The sequence below is a fragment of the Rhizobium sp. B21/90 genome (assembly GCF_019355815.1).
In the GTDB taxonomy this organism is placed as follows: domain Bacteria; phylum Pseudomonadota; class Alphaproteobacteria; order Rhizobiales; family Rhizobiaceae; genus Rhizobium; species Rhizobium rhododendri.
The window spans coordinates 1,023,085-1,042,521 of the sequence record NZ_CP072163.1 but is presented as its reverse complement, the minus strand read 5'-3'; the positions used below and the strand labels follow the sequence as shown (position 1 = coordinate 1,042,521).

Sequence of the window (19,437 nt, the reverse complement as noted above, 5' to 3'; positions counted from 1 at the left end):
TCGGCACGTCATGTCATCTGCCTTCTTTGCCCGGGCAGAATTAGAAACCGCTGATCAGCTCGATTTTCGAGCCGTCGGAAAAGCGGGAAAGGCGGAAAGCCGTGGGGTCGACCACTGGCGTTCTGCTGGTAACGATGTCGGCCATCAACTTGCCTGCGGCAGGACCGATGCCGAAGCCATGGCCGGAAAAGCCGGTCGCGATATGGAAGCCGGGGATTTGATCGACAGCTGAAATCACCGGCACGGCGTCCGGCGTCACATCGATATAACCCGCCCAACGCTGGGCAATCTCTGCCTTTTCGAATACCGGAAATGCCTTTTTGAGGTTGGCAAGCGCCAGGTCGGACAGTTTGTTGGCGGGCTTCGGGTCGAGTACGCGATTGTATTCGAACGGGCTTGCCTCATCCATGGACCAGCGATTGGGGATACGCGCCTCGTCGAGGAAGCGCCCGCCCACCCGGAATTTCAGCGAGCGCCATTCTTTTCCAAAAGCAGGCATGAAGTCGCGGGCATAGCGGAAGGATTTCGGCACGATATCGACGACGTTCTCATGTCCGGAGGCAATCGTATAGCCGCCATCCTGGCGCTTGCGCACGGCGAAACCCTGCGACCAGATTGCCTGCTCCGGCCCACCTTCCAGCGGTTTTGTCCGCAGGACCGAGTTCATCACCTTCAACTGCGGCAGGTCGATGCCGAAATTTCCGGAAAACAGGCTGGACCAGGCCCCGCCGGCGAGCACCACTGCCGAACAGGCGATCGGGCCACGCTCGGTCACAACGCCCGAGATCCGGCCGCCGGACGTTTCGATGCCGCGCACTGCGCATTCCGTCAGGATCGTCGCTCCCTTGTCGCGGGCGGCTTCGGCAACTGCGGGGGCTGCGACCTGCGGTTCGGCACGTCCGTCCGCGGAGGTGTAGAGCGCACCCTTGATGTCCATATCCGCATTTGGGAACATCGCACGGAACTCGCCGGCACTCAGCATCCTGGAATCCAGCTGGTAGCCTTCGAGGTTACGGTTCCAGCGCTCGTGATCGGCAAACTCCTGATCGCTGGCGCAGGTGAACAGGATGCCGGCGCGTTTGTAGCCGGTCGCACGACCGATCCTCTGGTCGAGATTGCTCCACAGCCGCAGGGCTTCCGCCATTAGCGGCACTTCGCGCGGATCTCGCCTGGAAATACGCACCCAGCCCCAGTTGCGGCTCGACTGCTCGTGACCGATCCCACCTTTTTCACAAAGGGCAACGCGCAGGCCGCGCTCGGCAAGTTCGAGCGCTGTTGATGTGCCGATGATGCCGCCACCGATGACGACGATATCGACTTCGGCAGGCAGGTCGGCATCGCCGTGAACGGGAACGACATAGGGTCCGGGCATTTCAGTAGGATTCCTCGAGCTGGCAATTGATGTTGAATTCGGCGACGCTGGCTTCGTTTGGCAAGTCCAGCAGCATGGATATGATCCGGGCAAGATCGCGCGGGTCGGTCATCGTTTCGGCGGCGCGGTCGGTGATACCGAGCGCCATGTCTGTCGCAACGAAACCCGGGCAGACGGCGGTAGCGCGTATACCAAGATCAAAGCCCGCATGGCGGATGCCGTGGGCAAGGGCAACAGCTGCAAACTTGGAGATCGAATACGAACCGGCGCCGGCCGACTTCACGCGCTTGCCGGACAACGAACCGAGAATGATAACCCTGCCCCGGCCACTTTTGCTGAGAGCCGGCCATGCAGCCCGGGCAAGCCGGCGCGGCGCCTTGACATTGACAGCAAGCATCGCGTCGATGTCCACCTCATCGGCCTCAATGACCGATTTCGGAACCATGATCCCGGCATTGGCGACGATAGCATCGATGCGGCCGAAACGGTCGACTGCCGCATCGACCCAGGTCTGCTCGGCAGTTGCTTCAAATGCATCGTAGGTGTGAACATGAACGCGCCGTGGATCGGCCCAGGCAGGCAGCGCCGGCGTGCGCATGCCAAGCGACAGGCGCCATCCCTGCTCATGCAGAAAAACCGCGACTGCCGCGCCGATGCCACGATTGGCACCCGATATCAACGCTACACGCTCTGCCATCATGGCATGATCCTTCGAAAACAACGATCAGGACAGGCCGGCGATCCGCCGGTAGGTTCTGCGCAGAATGTCCATCAACAGCTGCCGGTCGCCCTCCGGCACGAAGTCGAAGAAGTCCCTGGATTGCCGGGTAACGATGGCGCGCACCTCGACAGCCAGCTCTGCGCCTCTCTCGGTGATGTAAAGTTCCTGTGCGCGGTTGTCGTCTACCGACGTCTCGCGGGTCAGAAGCCCCTGGCTTTCCATCTGCTCGACAAGGCGGCCCATGGCGGAACGATCCTTGAGAATGAGTTGGGCGATCACAGACGGGCGAATTCCCGGATGACTGTCGACCATGAGCAAGGTAGTGATCTTTCCGGTCCCCTTGGCGACATCGTATCCCTCAAGGCGCTCATCCAGATCGCGCGAGACTGCAATATTGACCGTGCGGATGTAGAAGCTCAGCGTATCTTCCAGCACATCAAGATCGATGTCCTCAAGCGAAACGGGTGGCGTCTTTCTTCGTTCTGGCACAGTCGAAAGCCTCAAAAAAGCAAAGCGATACCAAGCTATCCTTTCTGATAAGGATAGCTATTACGATCTCGGAACGAGAGACATAGGAGTAGTCTTCCAAGGTCATGATTTGCCAGATAGTGGATAATTGCAACTATATTCTGATGAGTTCGCCGATATTTTATTCACCGTTCTGAATTGCCCGTTTATTGGGCGGATACGCATATTCATATGAGGCAAAACGACAAAAAAGCCGCCCTGACACGGGTTCAGGGCGGCCACGCTATACGGGATCAGTTTATGGGCGCCTCAGGCGGCCGGCTCCCACTCGGCACCGGGGATCGCCGCGACAAGCTTGCGGGTATAATCGTGGCCCGGCGCGCGGAAAATCTGCGAGGGTGGCCCATACTCGACGATTTCCCCCCGGTACATGACGGCGACCTCGTCGCAGATCAGGCTCGCGACCCTAAGGTCATGGGTGATGAAAATCATTGCCACCTTTGTCTCTTTCTGGATTCGCGTCAGCAACTCGAGAATCTGCGCCTGGATCGACACGTCGAGGGCCGACACCGCTTCATCGGCCACCAACAGCACAGGGTCGAACATCAGCGCCCTGGCGATGCCGATCCGCTGCCGCTGGCCGCCGGAAAATTCATGCGGAAACCTGTCATAGGCACCCTCGTCCAACCCGACCAGCTTCAACGTTCGAAGCGCCTTGGCCTTCGCCTCCGAGATGGACATCCCATGCGCCACGGGCCCGACGGTCAGGACCCTGCCGATGGTATGACGCGGATTGAGGGAGGCAAACGGATCCTGGAAGATCATCTGGATATAGGGTCGGATCGATCGGAATGCGTCGTTCGACATCGGTGCGATATCGCGACCGTCGAACAGGATCTGGCCGCTATCCGAATTCATAAGCTTCAGCAGAACCCGGCCGAGCGAAGACTTTCCGGAACCGGATTCGCCGACGATGCCGAGGGTTCGCGCCTTGCGGATCGAAAAACTGACATCGTTGACGGCGCACACAGTTCGACCCTTGGTAAAGAACCCGCCGGACGTGTGGTAGGTCTTGCTGAGATGAGATACCTCAAGCACGACGGGCGTATCCGCTGCTCCCTGCCGATCCTGCGCGGTCATGCGCGGAACGGCGGCAATGAGGCGTTTCGTGTAGGGATGCTCGGGCGCGTTCAAGACGACATCGGCAGGCCCCTGCTCCACAAGATGTCCTTTCTCCATGACGATCACCCGATCGGCAATCTCTGCCACGACGCCGAAATCATGGGTGATGAACATCACGCTCATGTTCTTCCGGCGCTGGATCTTGCGGATCAATTCGAGAATCTGCGCCTGGGTCGTGACATCCAGCGCCGTTGTCGGCTCGTCGGCGATCAGGACTTCGGGATCAAGCGCGAGCGCCATGGCGATCATGACCCGCTGGCGTTGTCCGCCGGAGAGACGGAACGGATACTGATGCTGAAGCAGGCCTGGGTCGGGAAGGCCGACCTCATCGAGAAGACCGAGAACCTTGGCAGCACGGCTTTCCGGCGTCCCCACCTTGTGCGCTTCCATCACCTCGGCGATCTGATCGCCGATCGTCATCAGCGGATTGAGGGCCGAAAGCGGATCTTGAAAAATGATCGAGACGGCGCGGCCGCGCAACGCCCGCAAAGTCTTTTCATCCGCCTGGATCAGGTCCCGCCCCTTGAACCAGATGCTGCCATGCGTGACGGTGATGGCCGGTGACAACAGCCCCATGATTGCATTGGCCGTCACCGACTTTCCTGACCCGGACTCGCCGATGATGCAGAGAATTTCCCCCGATCTCAGATCGAAGGAAATGTCACTCACCGCATGCGCGCGCTCCATGTTCTTCGGAAGACTGACGGTCAGTTGCCGGACGGACAGAGCAACATCTCCGCCAGCTTCCAGTGGCATAGTTTCAGTCTGCATGATGGCGGGCCCTTTCCGATTTTCGCGAAGGCTTGGGGTTATGCAAGAATGATGCCGAATATCGGGAGTTTCCGTGCGGGCGAATGCCGAAGCACCCTTGTTGATGATACTACGGCTGGGACAATCGGATGAGCGGACCGCATTTCTAACTCTAAAAACTGAAGTGAACCGTATCGTCTCACCCGGTCAGTGGGATCGGCGTTACGTCGGATAATGGTCTGCAGCATCAATATCGAAGACGATGCGGCGAACGTCTCGCCAGGTTGCGGCACACAGCTTGGCATAAAACATGCTTCTCACCAGCCTGTCACATTCCAAATGGGAAGAAGGCTAGTCATGACGCGACAGGCAAACGGTATGATGGATGTGCGCCTGATGAGGACGCTGTTGACCTTGTTGACGGAATGCAGTGTCTCTCGAACGGCCGATATTCTGGGCCAGGCTCAGCCAACGGTCAGTTTAACGCTGAAAAGGCTGCGGGAAATGCTGGACGACCCGCTGCTGGTGAGGTCTGGCAGCACACTTGTGCCGACGGAACGGGGCCTTGCGCTGAAGCAGACGTTGCGCGACATTCTCGGCCAGATCGACGCTCATCTTTCTCCAGATGCAACCTTCGACCCGAAAACCGCAGCGCGGAACTTCCGCATCATTGCCGATAATTGCCTTGGAGCAGTGTTTCTGCCTCAACTCGTCGGCAGAATTGCGCAAAAGGCGCCCAATGTGGGTGTCGATGCATCTCATATGCCGAGCTACGAGGATCTGATAAGCCAGTTGGCAGACGGCTCCATCGACGCGGTCATTGGCAACTGGCCACACCCGCCGGAATACCTGCGGATGTCCCCGTTGCTGACGACCGACATCGTCTGCGTCTTCCGCCCAAGCCACCGGCTTGCCAGCCAGCACAAGCCGATCACCATGGACGAGTTTCTGAAAGAGAAGCATCTGTCGCCGACATCGGACAAACGTGCGCATCTCAGCCCGATCGACGGCCGGCTGATAGAACTCGGCCTGAAGCGCAATATAGCCGTCTCGGTTCCCGAATATGCGATCACACCTTACGTGCTGACCCAATCCGACCTTGTCTTTACCACGGGTCGTATTTTTGCCGAGCAGATCGCCCAGTCGTTTCCGTTGGTCGTCAGGGAGGCTCCAAGGGACCTCGGGCAGATGCAGTTCTATATGCTGTGGCACGAGTGCAAGCATCAGTCGCCCGATCACCTCTGGCTGAGACAGATGATCAAGTCGGTTGCAGCCGACATTCGCGCCTGCGATCCGACGGGCCCCTTGTCACCCAAAGCCCTTCTTCCTCACGCATCGCTCTACAATTGAAAGGACCGCTTCCGTTCAGAATGTCCGGCCGCACAAAACTGGCAAAGCGCAATATAGTCTATTGTGTATCGGTTATAGGCATTCCTGACCAAACAGACCACACTCCTCTCAGTTTCCTCGCAACGAGATGAGAGCACGATGGCAGGTTCAGGAATTACCCGACGTGAAATGCTTGCAGGTATCGCCGCTGGCGCGGCGGCAGGAACTTTCGGCTCGTTGAGCAGCGCGCGCGCTGCCGTGTCGGAGATGGTCTGGGCAACCTGGGATTCCAACGGCCACCCTGAATACATCGCAGACTTCGAAGCGCAGACGGGCGTCAAGGTAAAGTTGTCCTACCTCTCCAGCGAAGACGCGCAGTTTGCGGCGCTGAAAACCGGCACTGCCTCGGATTGGGATATGATTAACCCATCGCTGAACGGAAGCTGGCGCTATATCAAAGCGGGGCTGCTCGAACAAATCGACATGGGCAAGATCCCCAACTCCGCCAAGATGTACGATGTCTTCAAGACCACACCCAAGGTTCTCGATGCCTCCGGCAAGCAGTTCGCAGTCCCCTACCTCTGGGGTCTCAACCCGATCGTCTACCGCAAGGACAAGTTCGAAAGCGAGCCCGACTACACGACGCTTTTCAACGAAAAGTACAAGGGCCAGCTCGCCATGCGCGACTATGCGCTGGAATCGATCGGTATCGCGGGCCTGGTTGCCGGCATCCCGCGCGACAAGGTGTTTTTCATGGAGACCAAGGAGCTTGCGGAAGCCAAGAAGCTGCTGATTGCCCAAAAGCCGCTACTACGGACTTACTGGCAGACGATCGGAGATCTCACCAACCTGTTCGCCACGGGCGAGGTTTCCTGCGCATTTTCATGGCGTGTTCCCTACGATACCCTGAAGGACAAGTTGCCGTTGGGCATGGCAAAGCCCAAGGCTGGCATCATGGGATGGTGCGACTGCTTTGCCATGCCGGCGACCCTGTCTCCCGAAAAGACGGAGATCGGCTACAAGTTCATCGATTATTTGCTCGGTCCGGAATTCGCAACGCAGATCGCCAAGATCGGCAATTACGCCACGACCTCCTCCGTCATTCGTGACACCTTGTCCAAGGAACAGCAGGAAGCGATCTTCGTAGACGACATGGACGTGATGAAGTCCTTCATGTGGCCGGTTGCCCCTGAGAATTACTCAGAGTGGCTGAAGGTCTGGAATGAAGTCAAGGCAAGCTGATCATGGTGAATACGCCTGACAGGGCGCCTGATCTGCCGGGAGCGGGGTTGTTGCTCTCGGCCCGCGGCCTGACCAAGACTTACGGCAGGCAGCGGGTGGTCGATGGCATCGATCTCGACATCCCGGAAAGGGCGTTCACCACCTTCCTCGGCCCTTCCGGTTGCGGCAAGACGACAATCCTGCGGATGATTGCAGGTTTCGAGAAGCCGGATGCAGGTTCCATCGTGCTGGATGGCAGGTCGCTTTCCGGCGTGCCGCCGGAGCGGCGCCCGGTCAACACGGTCTTCCAGAGTTACGCCTTGTTTCCGCATCTGACGGTATTCGGAAACGTGGCCTTCTCGCTGACGCTGCGTCGAAGCAATATCGATGTGGCAGCCCGCGTGAAACGCGCTCTTGACGCCGTCCACATGGCAGAATTTGCGGACCGATATCCGCACCAGCTTTCGGGTGGCCAGCAGCAGCGGGTCGCCGTGGCGCGGGCCATCATTGCCGAACCTCACCTGCTTCTCCTCGACGAACCCCTGTCGGCGCTGGACAAGAAGATGCGCGGACATCTCCAGATCGAGCTGAAAGACCTGCAGCGGCGCCTCGGCATCGCCTTTGTCTATGTCACCCACGATCAGGAGGAGGCGTTTGCGCTCTCCGATATCGTCGTCGTGATGAACAAGGGCCGCATCGTCCAGAAGGCACCACCGTTGACGATCTACACCCGCCCAGCAAACGCATTCGTTGCTGACTTCATCGGTGCAGCGACACTTGTTCCCGGCGAGATCGTCGGGAACGGTTCAGTTCCCGGATCGGCCGCGATCAGCACGGCGATCGGTGTTTTCGAATGTCCGGCACTCGATGGCCTGTCGCAGGGCGAAAAGGCAATGCTGGCAATCAGGCCGGAGCACGTCCTTGTCGGCGCAGGCGGGTTGAACGCGACCATCCAGCACGTGGTCTTCAAGGGTGACCGATACCTCGTCGAAGCCGTCGTGAACGGCGTTGTCGTGCGATACATGGCCGATCACCCGATGATGCCGGGGGCCGATGTCGCCCTCGTCATCGATCGCGAGCGCGCCTTCATCACGAGGATCGACTGATGGATCCGGTATTTCATCGGGCGCAGCTTGCCGTGCCGGTCGCCTGTCTCTTGATCGTTGGATGCATCTTGCCGCTCGCCTTGCTGGCGGTGTTCAGCGTCTTCGAGGTGGATCTCGATGCTTTCACGCTCGTTCCGGCCTTTTCCGGGAAAAGCTGGGCGCAGATGTTTAGCAACCCGGTCTTTGCGTTTCTGATCGGCAAGGCTGTTGTCTCAGGCGCAGGCACCGCCGTGCTGGCCGCCATTGTCGGCTACCCGATCGCTATTTCGATGACGCGCCTCCCGGTTCTCTGGAAAGGGATCGGTAGCATCGTTCTTCTGACGCCGCTTTATACCGGTGAAATTGTCCGCATTTATGCCTGGCGGGTTGTTCTTGGCTCGGAAGGCCTGATCAATGCAGCCCTGCAATGGTTCGGCATCATCCGTGAACCGTTGAAGTTCCTGTTGTTTACACCGTTCACCACGCATCTTGTGCTGCTCTACAACAACCTGCCCTTCATGGTGCTGGCAATCTGGATTTCGGCTGAACTGATCGACCATCGCCTGATAGAAGCGGCAAGGGATCTGGGTGCCCGCCCTCTGGACGCGTTTTTCAAGGTTATCCTTCCCCTGACGACGCCCGGACTGGCTGTCGGCGTGTTTACCGTCTTTGCACTTGCCGCAGGTGACATGATGACGCCAAGTCTTCTCGGGGGAACGTCTGGCGCTACTCCGATGGCCATGATCGACAATTTGTTCGGAACCGCCTTCGACTGGCCGCTGGCATCGGCGCTATCGCTCAGCCTTCTCATCGTTCTTTTCGTGCTTGCCAGCGGTTTCTTAACAATCCTTCTGCGGGTTAGTGGCGCCAAGGCAGTGTTTCGATGGGGTGCAAGATGAACCGTATGGTCATTCTCACGCTCGCGCTCGCCGGATGCTTCTTCTATCTTCCGATCGTCGTTCTCGGAATATTCTCTTTCAACGCCGCAAGCACCATGGCTTTCCCCTTGAGCGGCTTCACCCTCTCCTGGTACGGCAGTCTTTTGGGGAATGACGCCTTTCGGGGCGGCTTTGCCACCAGCTTCTTGATCGCTCAGCCTGTGGGCTTACTGGGTGCTCTCCTTGGCCTCATGGCCGCACTGGCCCTGACGTCGCCACGCATGAAGTTTCGGGCAGCATTTGCTATCCTGGTTCTCGTGCCCTTTCTGGTGCCGAAGACGGTCCTTTCGATCGCGCAGGCCATGCTCATGAGCTGGGTGGGGCTGGGTCGCGGTGCGACTGCGCTGATCCTGGCTGAGACTCTGGTCGTCGTTCCCTTCACCACCACCATACTTGCCGCTGTGATGGTTCGTCTCGACCCGCGTCTTGAGGAAGCAGCGCGAGATCTCGGCGCAACGCCGTGGCAAAGTTTCCGGCGTGTGCTGCTGCCGCAGCTGAGTGTCGCGCTGAGTGCGGCCTATTCCATCGGCGTCATCCTCTCCCTGGCCGATCTTACCATCTCCATGTTCCTTGCCGGACGAACGCAGCCCCTGTCGCTGATCGTCGCATCGGAGTTCCGGCGCGAACTCAAGCCCGACCTCAATGCCATGCAAGTTGCGGTACTCGTGCTGACGGCTCTGATCGTGGCGCTGACCGAACTCAATCGCCGCCGCCGCTTGCGTGGCCGCATGGCTCATTTGCGAGACCAGCTATGATGATTTCCCCCGTCGATATCCCAGGGACGGCCCTTGACGACTTGAAGCAGGCAGCGCTTGCCGATCTTGAAGCACTTGGCTATCCGAGCGCGCCGTGGCTCAGCGATCTACCAAGGCCCGACGCCGCAGAGATTGCCGATGTGATCGTTGTCGGTGGTGGCCAGTCCGGCGTCACGATAGCGGCCGCCCTGAAATGGGACGGGCTCAGGCGTATCCGCGTGCTGGATAGCAGTGCACCGGGCGCAGAGGGTCCGTGGCTGACGTTTGCGCGCATGGAAGAGTTGCGCACGCCGAAAACTCAGGTCGGCAACGAGTTCAACGTCGTCAACCTGTCCGTACGCCGCTGGTTCGAAACACGCTACGGGCAGAAAGCTTGGGCGGATTTGCCGCGCATTCCGCGCACGGACTGGAAGGCCTATCTCGACTGGTATGCCGACGTATTCGAGATCGCCATCACCAATCATTGCACGGTTCTGGATGTTGCGCCGGACGGCGACCTCATCGCGGTAACCACCAGCATTAACGGCAAGGTTGAAAAGTGCCTGGCGAGAACTGTCGTGCTGGCCACCGGATACGATGGCGCCGGCGCATGGAGGGTGCCGGCAATCGTCTCTGGCTCGCTTGCGCCAGACAGGTTCGATCACACCAACGGTCCGGTCGATTTCGGAGCATTGAAGGGCCGGCGCGTCGGCGTGCTTGGCCATGGGGCCTCTGCATTCGATAATGCCATCAAGGCACTGGAAGCTGGTGCTGCCTCCGTCGATCTCTGCTTCCGGCGTGCGCGACTGCCCCGCACCAATCCCCACCGCGCGGTCGAGACGCCCGGAATGATGACGCATTACCCCGATCTCTCCGAAACCACGCGCTGGAATATAGCCAGGTTCTTTCGCAGTGCCGATCAACCGCCGCCGGTGCGTAGTTTCGAGACGGCGATGAGCCTCGACAATTTCCGGCTGCGTCCCGCCACGCCCTGGCTGGACGTCTCTCAGCAGGCCGATGCAATCCATGTAACGACCCCCGACGATATCCTGGAGTTCGATCACCTGCTTCTTGCCACGGGCATGGATGTCGATCTCGCCGCGAGGCCCGAACTTAAAACCCTTCACGACCGGGTTGCTCTCTGGGGCGACCGCTATACCCCGCAAGACGGCAGCGCCGATGCCCGACTTGCGCGTTTCCCCTACCTCGACGGCTTCTACGGATTCATCCCGAGGGATCCAGATGAGACATGGGTCAGCCGGGTGTTCGCGTTCAACAGCAGCAGCTTTGTCAGTCACGGCCCTCACTCCACCTCCATCAGTGGGCACAAGCATGCGGTGCCAAGGCTGGTGCGCGGCGTTCTGCGCCGGCTGCTTCTCGATCGCGAAAAGGAGATATTGCCGGAGCTGGTCTCCTACGTCTCGGCGGACCTCCCTGTACCGGATGACTTCGAAACAGTGGTAGCCGAGGCCAATCGGCAAGCGGCTAGCTTGCTTGAAACCGGCAGATCCGATTTGTGGAGTGGCACGTGACCCAATCCTTTTATTGGGCGGATCATTCGACCGCCGACTTTGCAGCCCGCGATTTGAGCGAGACTGTCGTTATCCTGCCGATCGCAGCTGTCGAGCAACATGGGCCGCATCTTCCCGTGCAGGTGGATGCGGCCATAAACGCTGCCATCCTGGACCGCATGGTGCGGTTGCTCGACACGAACGCAGACGTCCTGATCCTGCCGTCGATCGGCATCGGCAAGTCCGACGAGCATTTGGCATATCCCGGTACGCTTACCGTATCGGCCCAGACACTTCGCCTCGTCTGGCTCGATGTGGCCAGAAGCGTAAAACGCGCCGGTGCGCGCAAAATCATCCTGTTCAATTCGCATGGCGGCCAGATTTCCCTCATGGAAATGACCTGCCGGGATATCCGTGTAGAGCTCGATATGCTTGCGGTCGCTTGCTCCTGGTTCAGGATCGTAGAGGTCGATGACCTGTTTTCGGCCGCGGAAATCACGCACGGCATTCACGGCGGCGATATCGAGACCAGTATGATGCTAGCCATCGCGCCAGAGCTGGTGGCCATGGACAAGGCAGAGGATTTCGTACCCTTGACCGTGGAAATCGAAAAGTCCGGCAGCCCGTTGACTGCTGAAGGCGCGGTCGGCTTTGGCTGGCAGGCGCAGGACCTTCACCCGGCAGGTGTCAGCGGGAATGCCGCCAATGCCGACGCCACCAAGGGCGCTCTCGTGCTTGACCGTGCGGCCGCGGGGTTGGTGCGCCTGATTGCGGCAACGGGCGATTTTGACATGGAGAGGCTTACCTCCGAAACCCGCTTTTCGGCCGGGAGATAACCATGCTGGCACTTCGCGACATCGAAAATCTTCGGATGCCTATGGCGGACGGTCTTTACCTGGCGGCCGACGTTTATCGTCCTGTGGGCCCCGAACGCTATCCTGTTCTGGTCATGCGCCTTCCCTATGGGCGTAAAGTTGCCTCGACTGTCGTCCTTGCCCATCCCGCATGGTATGCGGCGCAAGGCTACATCGTGCTGGTGCAGGATGTTCGTGGCCGGGGTGATTCCGAGGGTGTATTCAGGGTACTCGAAGACGATGTTGCCGACGGCGCGCAGACGCTGTCGCTGGCGGCCGATCTCGACGGTTGCAACGGCATGGTGGCGAGCTACGGCTTCAGCTACCACGGCATGAACCAGTTCCTAGCCCTTGCCGGCGCCAAGAAGACCGGCGGAAAATTGCCCGATGCCATGGCCATCGCCATGGCGGCTTTCGATGTCCGCAATCACTGGGCATTCGAAGGCGATGGGTTTCGGCTTCAGTCCAACCAGATGTGGGCGTGCCAGATGGCCGTCGAAAACGCCAGGCGGGCCGGCGATCTTGCCACCGCTCATATGTTACATGCCGCAAAGCCATCCCTGCATTCCGGTGTTCTCTCGGGAAAGCCTGAGGCTTTGCAGCAGGCAGCACGCTACACGCATTACCAGGACTGGCTGACCGACGATCCCTCCTATTGGGGTTCAAGGTCGCCAAAATCGCTTCTTGAAGGTATGACGCTGGATGTGCCTGTGCTGCATGTCGGTGGATGGAACGACATTATGCTCGAAGGCACATTCGCAGCCTTCGAGGAGTTTTCCGTTGGCGGCAGTCTGCAGAGACTGTGTGTTGGACCCTGGTCGCACATTCCCTGGGGCCGACGGGTCGGCGCCCTCGATGCCGGGGCGGAGGCTGCAGACGGCATAGACCGCCAGATCGTCGGCTTCTTCGACGAAGTGCTCAAAGGCCGCGAGAATATCGAACCGAAGATCAAGCTTTATGACGTCTTCGACAAGGCCTGGGCCGGCTTCGAGCGGCTTCCGGACGCGCAGACACTTGTGCTTCATCTCGCATCTGACGGTCGTGCAGCGGCAACGAGCACGGATGGATCGCTTGTTGAAACGCCAGGGCCTTCGAGAATTGACCACCTCGTGCACGATCCATGGCGGCCAGCACCGAGCGTGGGCCTTCATCTCGGAACGCCTGCCGATTTTGCCGACAGGTCGGACGTCGACGATAGGGCCGATGTGCTCGTCTATACCTCGAAACCTTTCGCCCTCCCGGTTCTGCTGAGTGCAGTGGCGGAAGTCGATCTTTTCGTCACTGCCGACAGGCCGAGTTTCGACCTCGATTGCACGTTGAGCACAGTGGCCCCGGATGGAGCCGTAATTTGCTTGACGTCGACACATAAGACAATAACGGCGAATAAAGATGGACTGGCCGTTCTGCTGAGGTTACGGCCGACGTATCTGACGATCCCGGCGGGATATTGCCTGCGCCTGTCGATCCAGTCAGCCTCTTTCCCCGCCTTCCCCGTCAATCCGGGCACCGGCGCACGCCCCCAGGACGCGAGCGTCACGGATCGGCTTGTCACGACCCTCATGCTCCGCTCCGGCGACGGCTACCCCTCCGTCTTGCGCTTGCCGATGCTGTCGCAGGCCACTGCCGGCGGTACAGCATCGTAAAAGAGAAGTTTGATCAATGACTGCAACAGAAAACCTATCCGAAGGACTGGAGGCTGTCATGGGCGACATGCCGGCATGGGGCTCGGAGTTCTCACGCACCTTCGCCAATCATGCTCCCATGGTACTCGTCGCACTGGACCGGATAGGCGGCACGCCGTCTCAGCTTCGGCGCTTCTTCAACCACTACAGAGATACAAAGCAACTGCTGCCATTCGCGTTGCCTCTGAAGCCACTCAACCGCGACAGCTGGAAGACTGCGATCGGGATACGCGAACGGGAACCGGATCTGCGAATTTTCTTTACCGGCGAACTGGCGCGCCTGGGCATTCATGAGGCTTTGCAGCTCTATCTACCGGATCTTGCCAACGGCATCGCAGCCAGCGCCTTTCATGCACTGATGCGAACGGCTTACGGGGTGCTTCGCGCGGACAACACCGATATAGCAATTGCGCTTGCCTACTGGGCGGCAACCTATCTGCCACTTCCGGCGGCCAGGGGAACTCACCCGATCACGTCTGATCCGGCCGAAGTTCTCGTTCTGACAGCGGGTCTCACGCCATTGCACGGGATGCAGCTTCACGACCTGCTGTGGCAAAATATGCGCGATGCCAGCAGCGTTCCCGAATTTGCACCCGTGGTGGACTGGCTTGATATCGGGCCTGGCACACTGCAAAAAATGGCGGCCACGGCGCTTTCCGTCTTTGCGGCAACCCAGCATTTTGCGGCACTTCACATCATCACCGGGTTGCACTGGATCCGTCTCCTCGAGCCTCATTGCGACGAGGCCACGTTCCACCGGATGTTGCGGGTGTTCTGGCAAGGGATCGCCGCGCTTATGGGTGAGCTTGGTTTTCCGGAAATTCCGGAGGCGAGCCAGCTTGATCGCTGGCGTCATATCGAAGTGCCGGATTGGCCCGAACTGCATGCGATCGCCGCGCGCAGTTACGACGAACACGATATCAGTCTTGCTTTTTCGGCCAGCGAAGAAATGAAGGTCTACGGGGATCCGCTCTATCGCGTTGTTGTCGCCCGTCGACTCGGGCTTATCGGAGACTATACCAAATGAGCCCGGACGCATCCATCACAGGCGATTGCATCATTGAGGCCGGGACAGTGTTGTCGGGGCTTATGCCGGATGGCAGCATGTCGATGCGCCATGACGTCGGCATCCGGGTGGATCGCGGGATGATCGCGCAGATCGGGGCGATGGAAGCCGTCACATACGGCAACGACCATCTGCCCCGTTTCGGATCTGCCGAGATGATTGCCATGCCGGGGCTGGTCAACAGCCATCATCATTTCGGCGTCACGCCGCTGATGCAGGGCGTGCCCTTCGCGCCGCTGGAATTATGGCTGCCGCAGTTTCGGGCCATGCGCCAGGTCGATACGCGGCTGGATACGCTCTATTCCGCCATCGAGATGCTGGAGAGCGGCACGACGACGGTCCAGCACATCAACAGCGGACTGTCTGGTACGCCGGACAACTGGATGGCTGCTGCGAATGCCACGCTCAACGCCTATGGCGAGATCGGCATGCGGGCCGGCTTTTCCTTCATGATCCGTGACCGCAATATTCTGACTTACGATGACGACGCCAAGGTGCTGGCCGCCCTTCCGGATACCGTTCGCAGCTGGATCGCGCCGAGGCTTGCGGCATCGAACATACCGGTCCCGGAGCTTCTCGGCTTCTACCGCGAGCTGCGGCAAGCCTGGCTTGCGGACCGCCCGGATCATGTGCGCATCAATCTTGCCCCGGCCAACCTGCACTGGTGCTCGGACGCATGCCTGCAGGCGATCTTCGAGACGGCGCGGCAAGCCGACGCCCAGGTTCACATGCATCTTCTCGAAACCGAACGGCAGTCGCATTTCGCGCACGACAAATTCGGCCACAGCGCCGTCCAGCATCTGAAAGCGCTCGAATGCCTCGGGCCAAATGTGACGCTCGGGCACGGCAACTGGATGAGCCGCGAGGATATGGACATCGTAGCAGCATGCGGCTGCAGCCTGTGCCATAACGCCTCCTCGGGCCTCAGGCTCGGGAGTGGCATCGCCCCAGTCAACGAAATGCGCCGTCGCGGCATTCCGGTGGCGCTTGGCATCGACCAGTCCAACATTGCCGACGACCGCGACATGACGCTCGAAATGAAGCTGGTCTGGGCGCTGCATCGCGAAACCGGGTTTTGGAACGAACGGCCGGATGCCGGCGCGGTGCTGCAGATGGCCACCGAACATGGCGCGAAAACTGTCGGTTTCGGTGGCTTTACCGGCAGGCTCGAACCCGGACTACAGGCCGATATCGTCCTGATGGACAGGCGAAAGATCGGCCGGCCGCATGTGAGCGCGCGCACTCCCGTCGTCGAAAGCGTCCTGCACCGGGGTGGACGCCACGCGATCAGCCAGGTCTTCGTCGGCGGTCGTCTGGTGGTCGACGAGGGAAAGGTCACAACCATCGATCGCGACGCGGTTCTCGCCGAGATCGGCGAGCGGCTGCAGCGTCCGGAAACGCCAAGCGAGGGCCAAGCCTGGGAGGCGATAAACGCCCTCATGCCGCATCTCGAGGCGCACCACCGTCAGTTCACACCGACGCCAGGATATCGCCCCTATCGATACAATGCGATGGCGGACGGGATGGATTAAGGGCGGATAGGGGTTGCACGGCACTTTCAGGCGACGCCGTCCGGGAAAAGAGAAAATAACAATAGCGTAAATTCAAAATGCTTCGCGTGTCCCCTCGGCTGCAAAACGTCAGCCGAGGTTCATCTCACCCATCCAGGCGCAACGCCTGGTCAGGCGGCGCGGCTGGCGGGTTTGGTGAAGCTGGGGTTCTTTTCCAGGCTGAAGCGGCCGATGAGTTCGGTCAAGGCGTGGGTTTCGTCCGAGAGCTGGCGTGTCGCGGCGCTGGTTTCCTCGACCATGGCGGCATTCTGCTGGGTCATGCGGTCGATTTCGTTGACCGACGAGGTGACTGACCGCAGGGACTGCGCCTGCTCCTGGGCGGAAGAGGCGATCCGCTCGACGTGACCGAAGATATCGACGATTTCTCCCGAGATTCCGATAAGGGCGCCGCCGGTTTCCTCGACATATTGCGATCCGATGGCGACTTCGTTGACCGAGGTATTGATAAGCTGGGCGATCTCCTTGGCGGCCTTTGCCGAGCGTTGCGCGAGTTCACGGACTTCCTGGGCGACGACGGCAAATCCCTTGCCGGCCTCGCCTGCCCTTGCAGCCTCGACGCCGGCGTTGAGCGCCAGCAGGTTCGTCTGGAACGCGATGCCGTCGATGACGGTGACGATGTTCGAGATCCTGTCGGAGGATTCCTTGATCCTTGCCATAGCCGAGACGGCGTTCTGCACGACCATGGCCGAGTTTTCCGCGCGCTGCTTGGTGTTCTGCACCAGTTTCAGCGCAAGGCCGGAGCGATCCGAAGAGGTATCCACAGTGGCGGCGATCTGTTCGACGGCGGCAGCGGCCTCCTCCAGCGATGCGGCCTGCTTTTCGGTGCGCATTGCCAGATCGTTGACGGCTTCCCCCATTTGCCGGCCATTGTCATAGATCATCTCGGCTGTGCCGCGGATGTCGACCAGCGTCGCCCTGAGGCCTTCGATGGACTGGTTGAAATCGTCGCGCAGCCCATCGAGATGGGGTGCAAACGGCACGTCGATCGCAAAATCGAGTTCGCCCTTGGAGAGCCTTTTCAACGCCAGTCCGAGAGCCTCGATCGCTCCGTCGACCTGGACGCGTGCCTCACGGCGCTCGCGATCATTTCTGACGCGCTCGGCCTCGGAGAGCTCTCTCGCGCTCTGGGCCTCCTTTTCCATGACCAAGCGGGATGTGGCGTTGTCCTTGAAGACCATCAGCGCGCGCGCCATGTCGCCGATCTCGTCAGGACGACCCTCGCCGGCAATGGCGGTGTCGAGCTTGCCTTCGGCGAGCTTGCGCATCGCTATGGTGATCTGGGCGATCGGTCCCTTCAGCGTCATCACGAGGGCTGCGCCAGCCAACATCGCGACGAGGACGCCTATGGTCATGGCGCCGATGGAGATCGTGTTCGCCTGCTGGCGTTCGACACCGGCATTTGCCTTCTGGCTTTCCGCAAACTGCGTAAGCAGGTTCCAGGTGCTGTCGATCAACTTGGCGGCGGCGGAAAATTGCGCCTGCTTTTCCAGGGAGTTGGCAGCGATGTCGGCAGCCTTGGAGGCAAGCGTGTCGAGCACCGGCTTGACCTTGGCCGGAAGCACCGAGAGGACCGGGTCGTCGCTCATCAGCGCGGCAAGGGCTGCAACCTCGTTGGCGTACATATAGAGCGACTGCTGGACCTTCTTGACGCTCTCTTCGTCGGGCTTGGAAACGAGCTCGGCGAAGACGACGCGGATTTCATTGTTGATGTTGACGATGCCGCGCAGCTTGTTGCCGACGGCTTCTGCCATGGAGATTTCCTTGTCGGAGGTGGCGAGATCGAGCACCGAACGGCGCATCAATGCGTCACCGGTCGCCTTCAGTTTCGCGGTCGGCGCCTGGAGGGCGAGGAGTGCCTGGTCGGCAAGCGCGACTGCGGCGTCCGGGCTTGTCGCCTTGCTCTGTTGATCGAGAACAGCGACAGATGCCTGGATGTCGCTTGCAACACTCTTCTGGTCATCCGGCAGTGCGTCGGCAAGCAGCGAGACCGCGGTGACCAGGTCCGGCACGAGCTTCTTCAGCGCCGCAATCTTGGCATCGGGAAGCGCTGCCTCGGCATAGGCCTTTTCGAGGTCGGCAATCATCGAGGCTGCCGTTCCCAATGTCACCGAAGTCTTCAAGCCGGCCTTGTTGGTGTTGTCCTTTTTCTTCGCCGCCGCCATCAGCATGAAGGAGCGCTTGCCGATCTGTCCCTGCAGATCGAGCAGCGCTGCCGAGTTCGCAACGATGTCATCCCAGATCTTCTGCTGGTTGAGCTGGAGCTGCCAGATTGCCTCGATCTTGTCGGGAATTGCTGCGGATTCCGAAAGAGACTGGTCCAGCAGGGAGACATCCGTTCCGGCGCGCAAACCTTCGGTGGTCTGCTTCAGGAGGCCGAGCTGGTCGCGGGCCTGGGCCGCAGCACCGTCGTGCGTTTCCTGCGAAGGCTGCATCAGGAATGTGCTCATGCTGGCGAACACATGCTTGAAGCCGCTGAGCGACTGCAGGACGCTGTTCGAGACCTCCATCCTGCCTTCGAGCAACCGAGAGGCATAATAGCCCGTCAGGCCGACCGCGCCGATACACAGAATGAACGGTGTCACGAGCACCAGAACTTTTGTCTGGATCCGCACCCGCGACATCATTTTGTCCATCATATTTTTCATTTTCCCGACCGTCCCCGTCTCATTGTCGCTCAAGGTGCCACGAGTTTATAAAATTGCCGTTAAGCATACTGGAAACCTGCGGCCTTATTCCCGTTTTACTTGCGCCGTGCTCGGTCGGATTCGTTCGACGTTGCGAGCACGATCTTCAGCCGGAAGCTCTTTAGTCGTACGTCATTTTAAAAGTTGTCACCGGCAATCTTTTTGGCGGGCCGGGACGGTTGTGCGAATTTCCGGTCAGCGGTTGCACTTCGTTGATTAACAACGCATAATTCCACCTCTGCACATTCTGGCAGACAGGAACGTCGCAT

The 19,437-nt window shown here is 59.7% G+C and carries 15 protein-coding genes; 10 read left to right on the top strand and 5 right to left on the bottom strand.

Annotated features, from left to right (window positions below):
* Nucleotides 1-40: 40 nt before the first annotated feature.
* The 4 genes from J5278_RS22900 to J5278_RS22885 all read right to left on the bottom strand — a co-directional run bounded on the left by J5278_RS22900 (nt 41) and on the right by J5278_RS22885 (nt 4,514).
* Nucleotides 41-1,372, bottom strand: coding sequence for an FAD-binding oxidoreductase (locus J5278_RS22900; protein WP_219258443.1), 1,332 nt, complete (start codon nt 1,370-1,372; stop codon nt 41-43).
* A 1-nt stretch (nt 1,373) separates the two neighbouring features.
* Complete coding sequence (locus tag J5278_RS22895; RefSeq protein WP_219258441.1) at nt 1,374-2,072, bottom strand: SDR family NAD(P)-dependent oxidoreductase; 699 nt, start codon at nt 2,070-2,072, stop codon at nt 1,374-1,376.
* 24 nt (nt 2,073-2,096) lie between these two features.
* Nucleotides 2,097-2,582 carry a MarR family winged helix-turn-helix transcriptional regulator gene (locus J5278_RS22890; RefSeq protein ID WP_142832293.1) on the bottom strand — a complete coding sequence of 162 codons (486 nt, stop codon included), beginning with the start codon at nt 2,580-2,582 and terminating at the stop codon, nt 2,097-2,099.
* 288 nt (nt 2,583-2,870) lie between these two features.
* On the bottom strand, nt 2,871-4,514 hold the full coding sequence (locus J5278_RS22885; RefSeq protein ID WP_257623414.1) for an ABC transporter ATP-binding protein: 1,644 nt from the start codon (nt 4,512-4,514) through the stop codon (nt 2,871-2,873).
* Nucleotides 4,515-4,850: 336 nt separating this feature from the next.
* On the opposite strand from J5278_RS22885, the gene J5278_RS22880 reads away from it, so the two are divergent.
* From J5278_RS22880 to J5278_RS22835, 10 genes are all read left to right on the top strand, one after another.
* Entirely contained in the window at nt 4,851-5,843 is a 993-nt protein-coding gene (locus J5278_RS22880) for a LysR family transcriptional regulator (RefSeq protein ID WP_224129450.1), read from the top strand.
* Between the two features lie 138 nt (nt 5,844-5,981).
* Complete coding sequence (locus J5278_RS22875) at nt 5,982-7,064, top strand: PotD/PotF family extracellular solute-binding protein (protein ID WP_257623413.1); 1,083 nt, start codon at nt 5,982-5,984, stop codon at nt 7,062-7,064.
* Nucleotides 7,065-7,066: 2 nt separating this feature from the next.
* Nucleotides 7,067-8,149, top strand: a complete 1,083-nt coding sequence (locus tag J5278_RS22870; RefSeq protein WP_219258439.1) for an ABC transporter ATP-binding protein — start codon at nt 7,067-7,069, stop codon at nt 8,147-8,149.
* The gene (locus J5278_RS22865; protein WP_219258437.1) at nt 8,149-9,027 is read left to right on the top strand and encodes an ABC transporter permease; all 879 of its coding nucleotides are present in this window, start codon (nt 8,149-8,151) and stop codon (nt 9,025-9,027) included. The genes J5278_RS22870 and J5278_RS22865 overlap by 1 nt, the downstream gene beginning before the upstream one ends.
* Nucleotides 9,024-9,821, top strand: a complete 798-nt coding sequence (locus tag J5278_RS22860) for an ABC transporter permease (protein ID WP_142832213.1) — start codon at nt 9,024-9,026, stop codon at nt 9,819-9,821. The genes J5278_RS22865 and J5278_RS22860 overlap by 4 nt, the downstream gene beginning before the upstream one ends.
* Complete coding sequence (locus J5278_RS22855; protein ID WP_219258436.1) at nt 9,818-11,332, top strand: NAD(P)-binding domain-containing protein; 1,515 nt, start codon at nt 9,818-9,820, stop codon at nt 11,330-11,332. Before J5278_RS22860 ends, J5278_RS22855 begins: the two co-directional genes overlap by 4 nt.
* Nucleotides 11,329-12,147, top strand: coding sequence for a creatininase family protein (locus J5278_RS22850; RefSeq protein ID WP_219258434.1), 819 nt, complete (start codon nt 11,329-11,331; stop codon nt 12,145-12,147). The genes J5278_RS22855 and J5278_RS22850 overlap by 4 nt, the downstream gene beginning before the upstream one ends.
* 2 nt (nt 12,148-12,149) lie before the next feature.
* On the top strand, nt 12,150-13,808 hold the full coding sequence (locus tag J5278_RS22845; RefSeq protein ID WP_219258432.1) for a CocE/NonD family hydrolase: 1,659 nt from the start codon (nt 12,150-12,152) through the stop codon (nt 13,806-13,808).
* A 16-nt stretch (nt 13,809-13,824) separates the two neighbouring features.
* Nucleotides 13,825-14,874, top strand: a complete 1,050-nt coding sequence (locus tag J5278_RS22840; RefSeq protein WP_219258430.1) for a questin oxidase family protein — start codon at nt 13,825-13,827, stop codon at nt 14,872-14,874.
* Nucleotides 14,871-16,445, top strand: coding sequence for an amidohydrolase family protein (locus J5278_RS22835; RefSeq protein WP_219258428.1), 1,575 nt, complete (start codon nt 14,871-14,873; stop codon nt 16,443-16,445). The genes J5278_RS22840 and J5278_RS22835 overlap by 4 nt, the downstream gene beginning before the upstream one ends.
* A gap of 149 nt (nt 16,446-16,594) precedes the next feature.
* Here the strand turns inward: J5278_RS22835 and J5278_RS22830 are convergent, their stop codons facing one another.
* Complete coding sequence (locus J5278_RS22830; RefSeq protein ID WP_219258426.1) at nt 16,595-19,120, bottom strand: HAMP domain-containing methyl-accepting chemotaxis protein; 2,526 nt, start codon at nt 19,118-19,120, stop codon at nt 16,595-16,597.
* Nucleotides 19,121-19,437 lie beyond the last annotated feature (317 nt).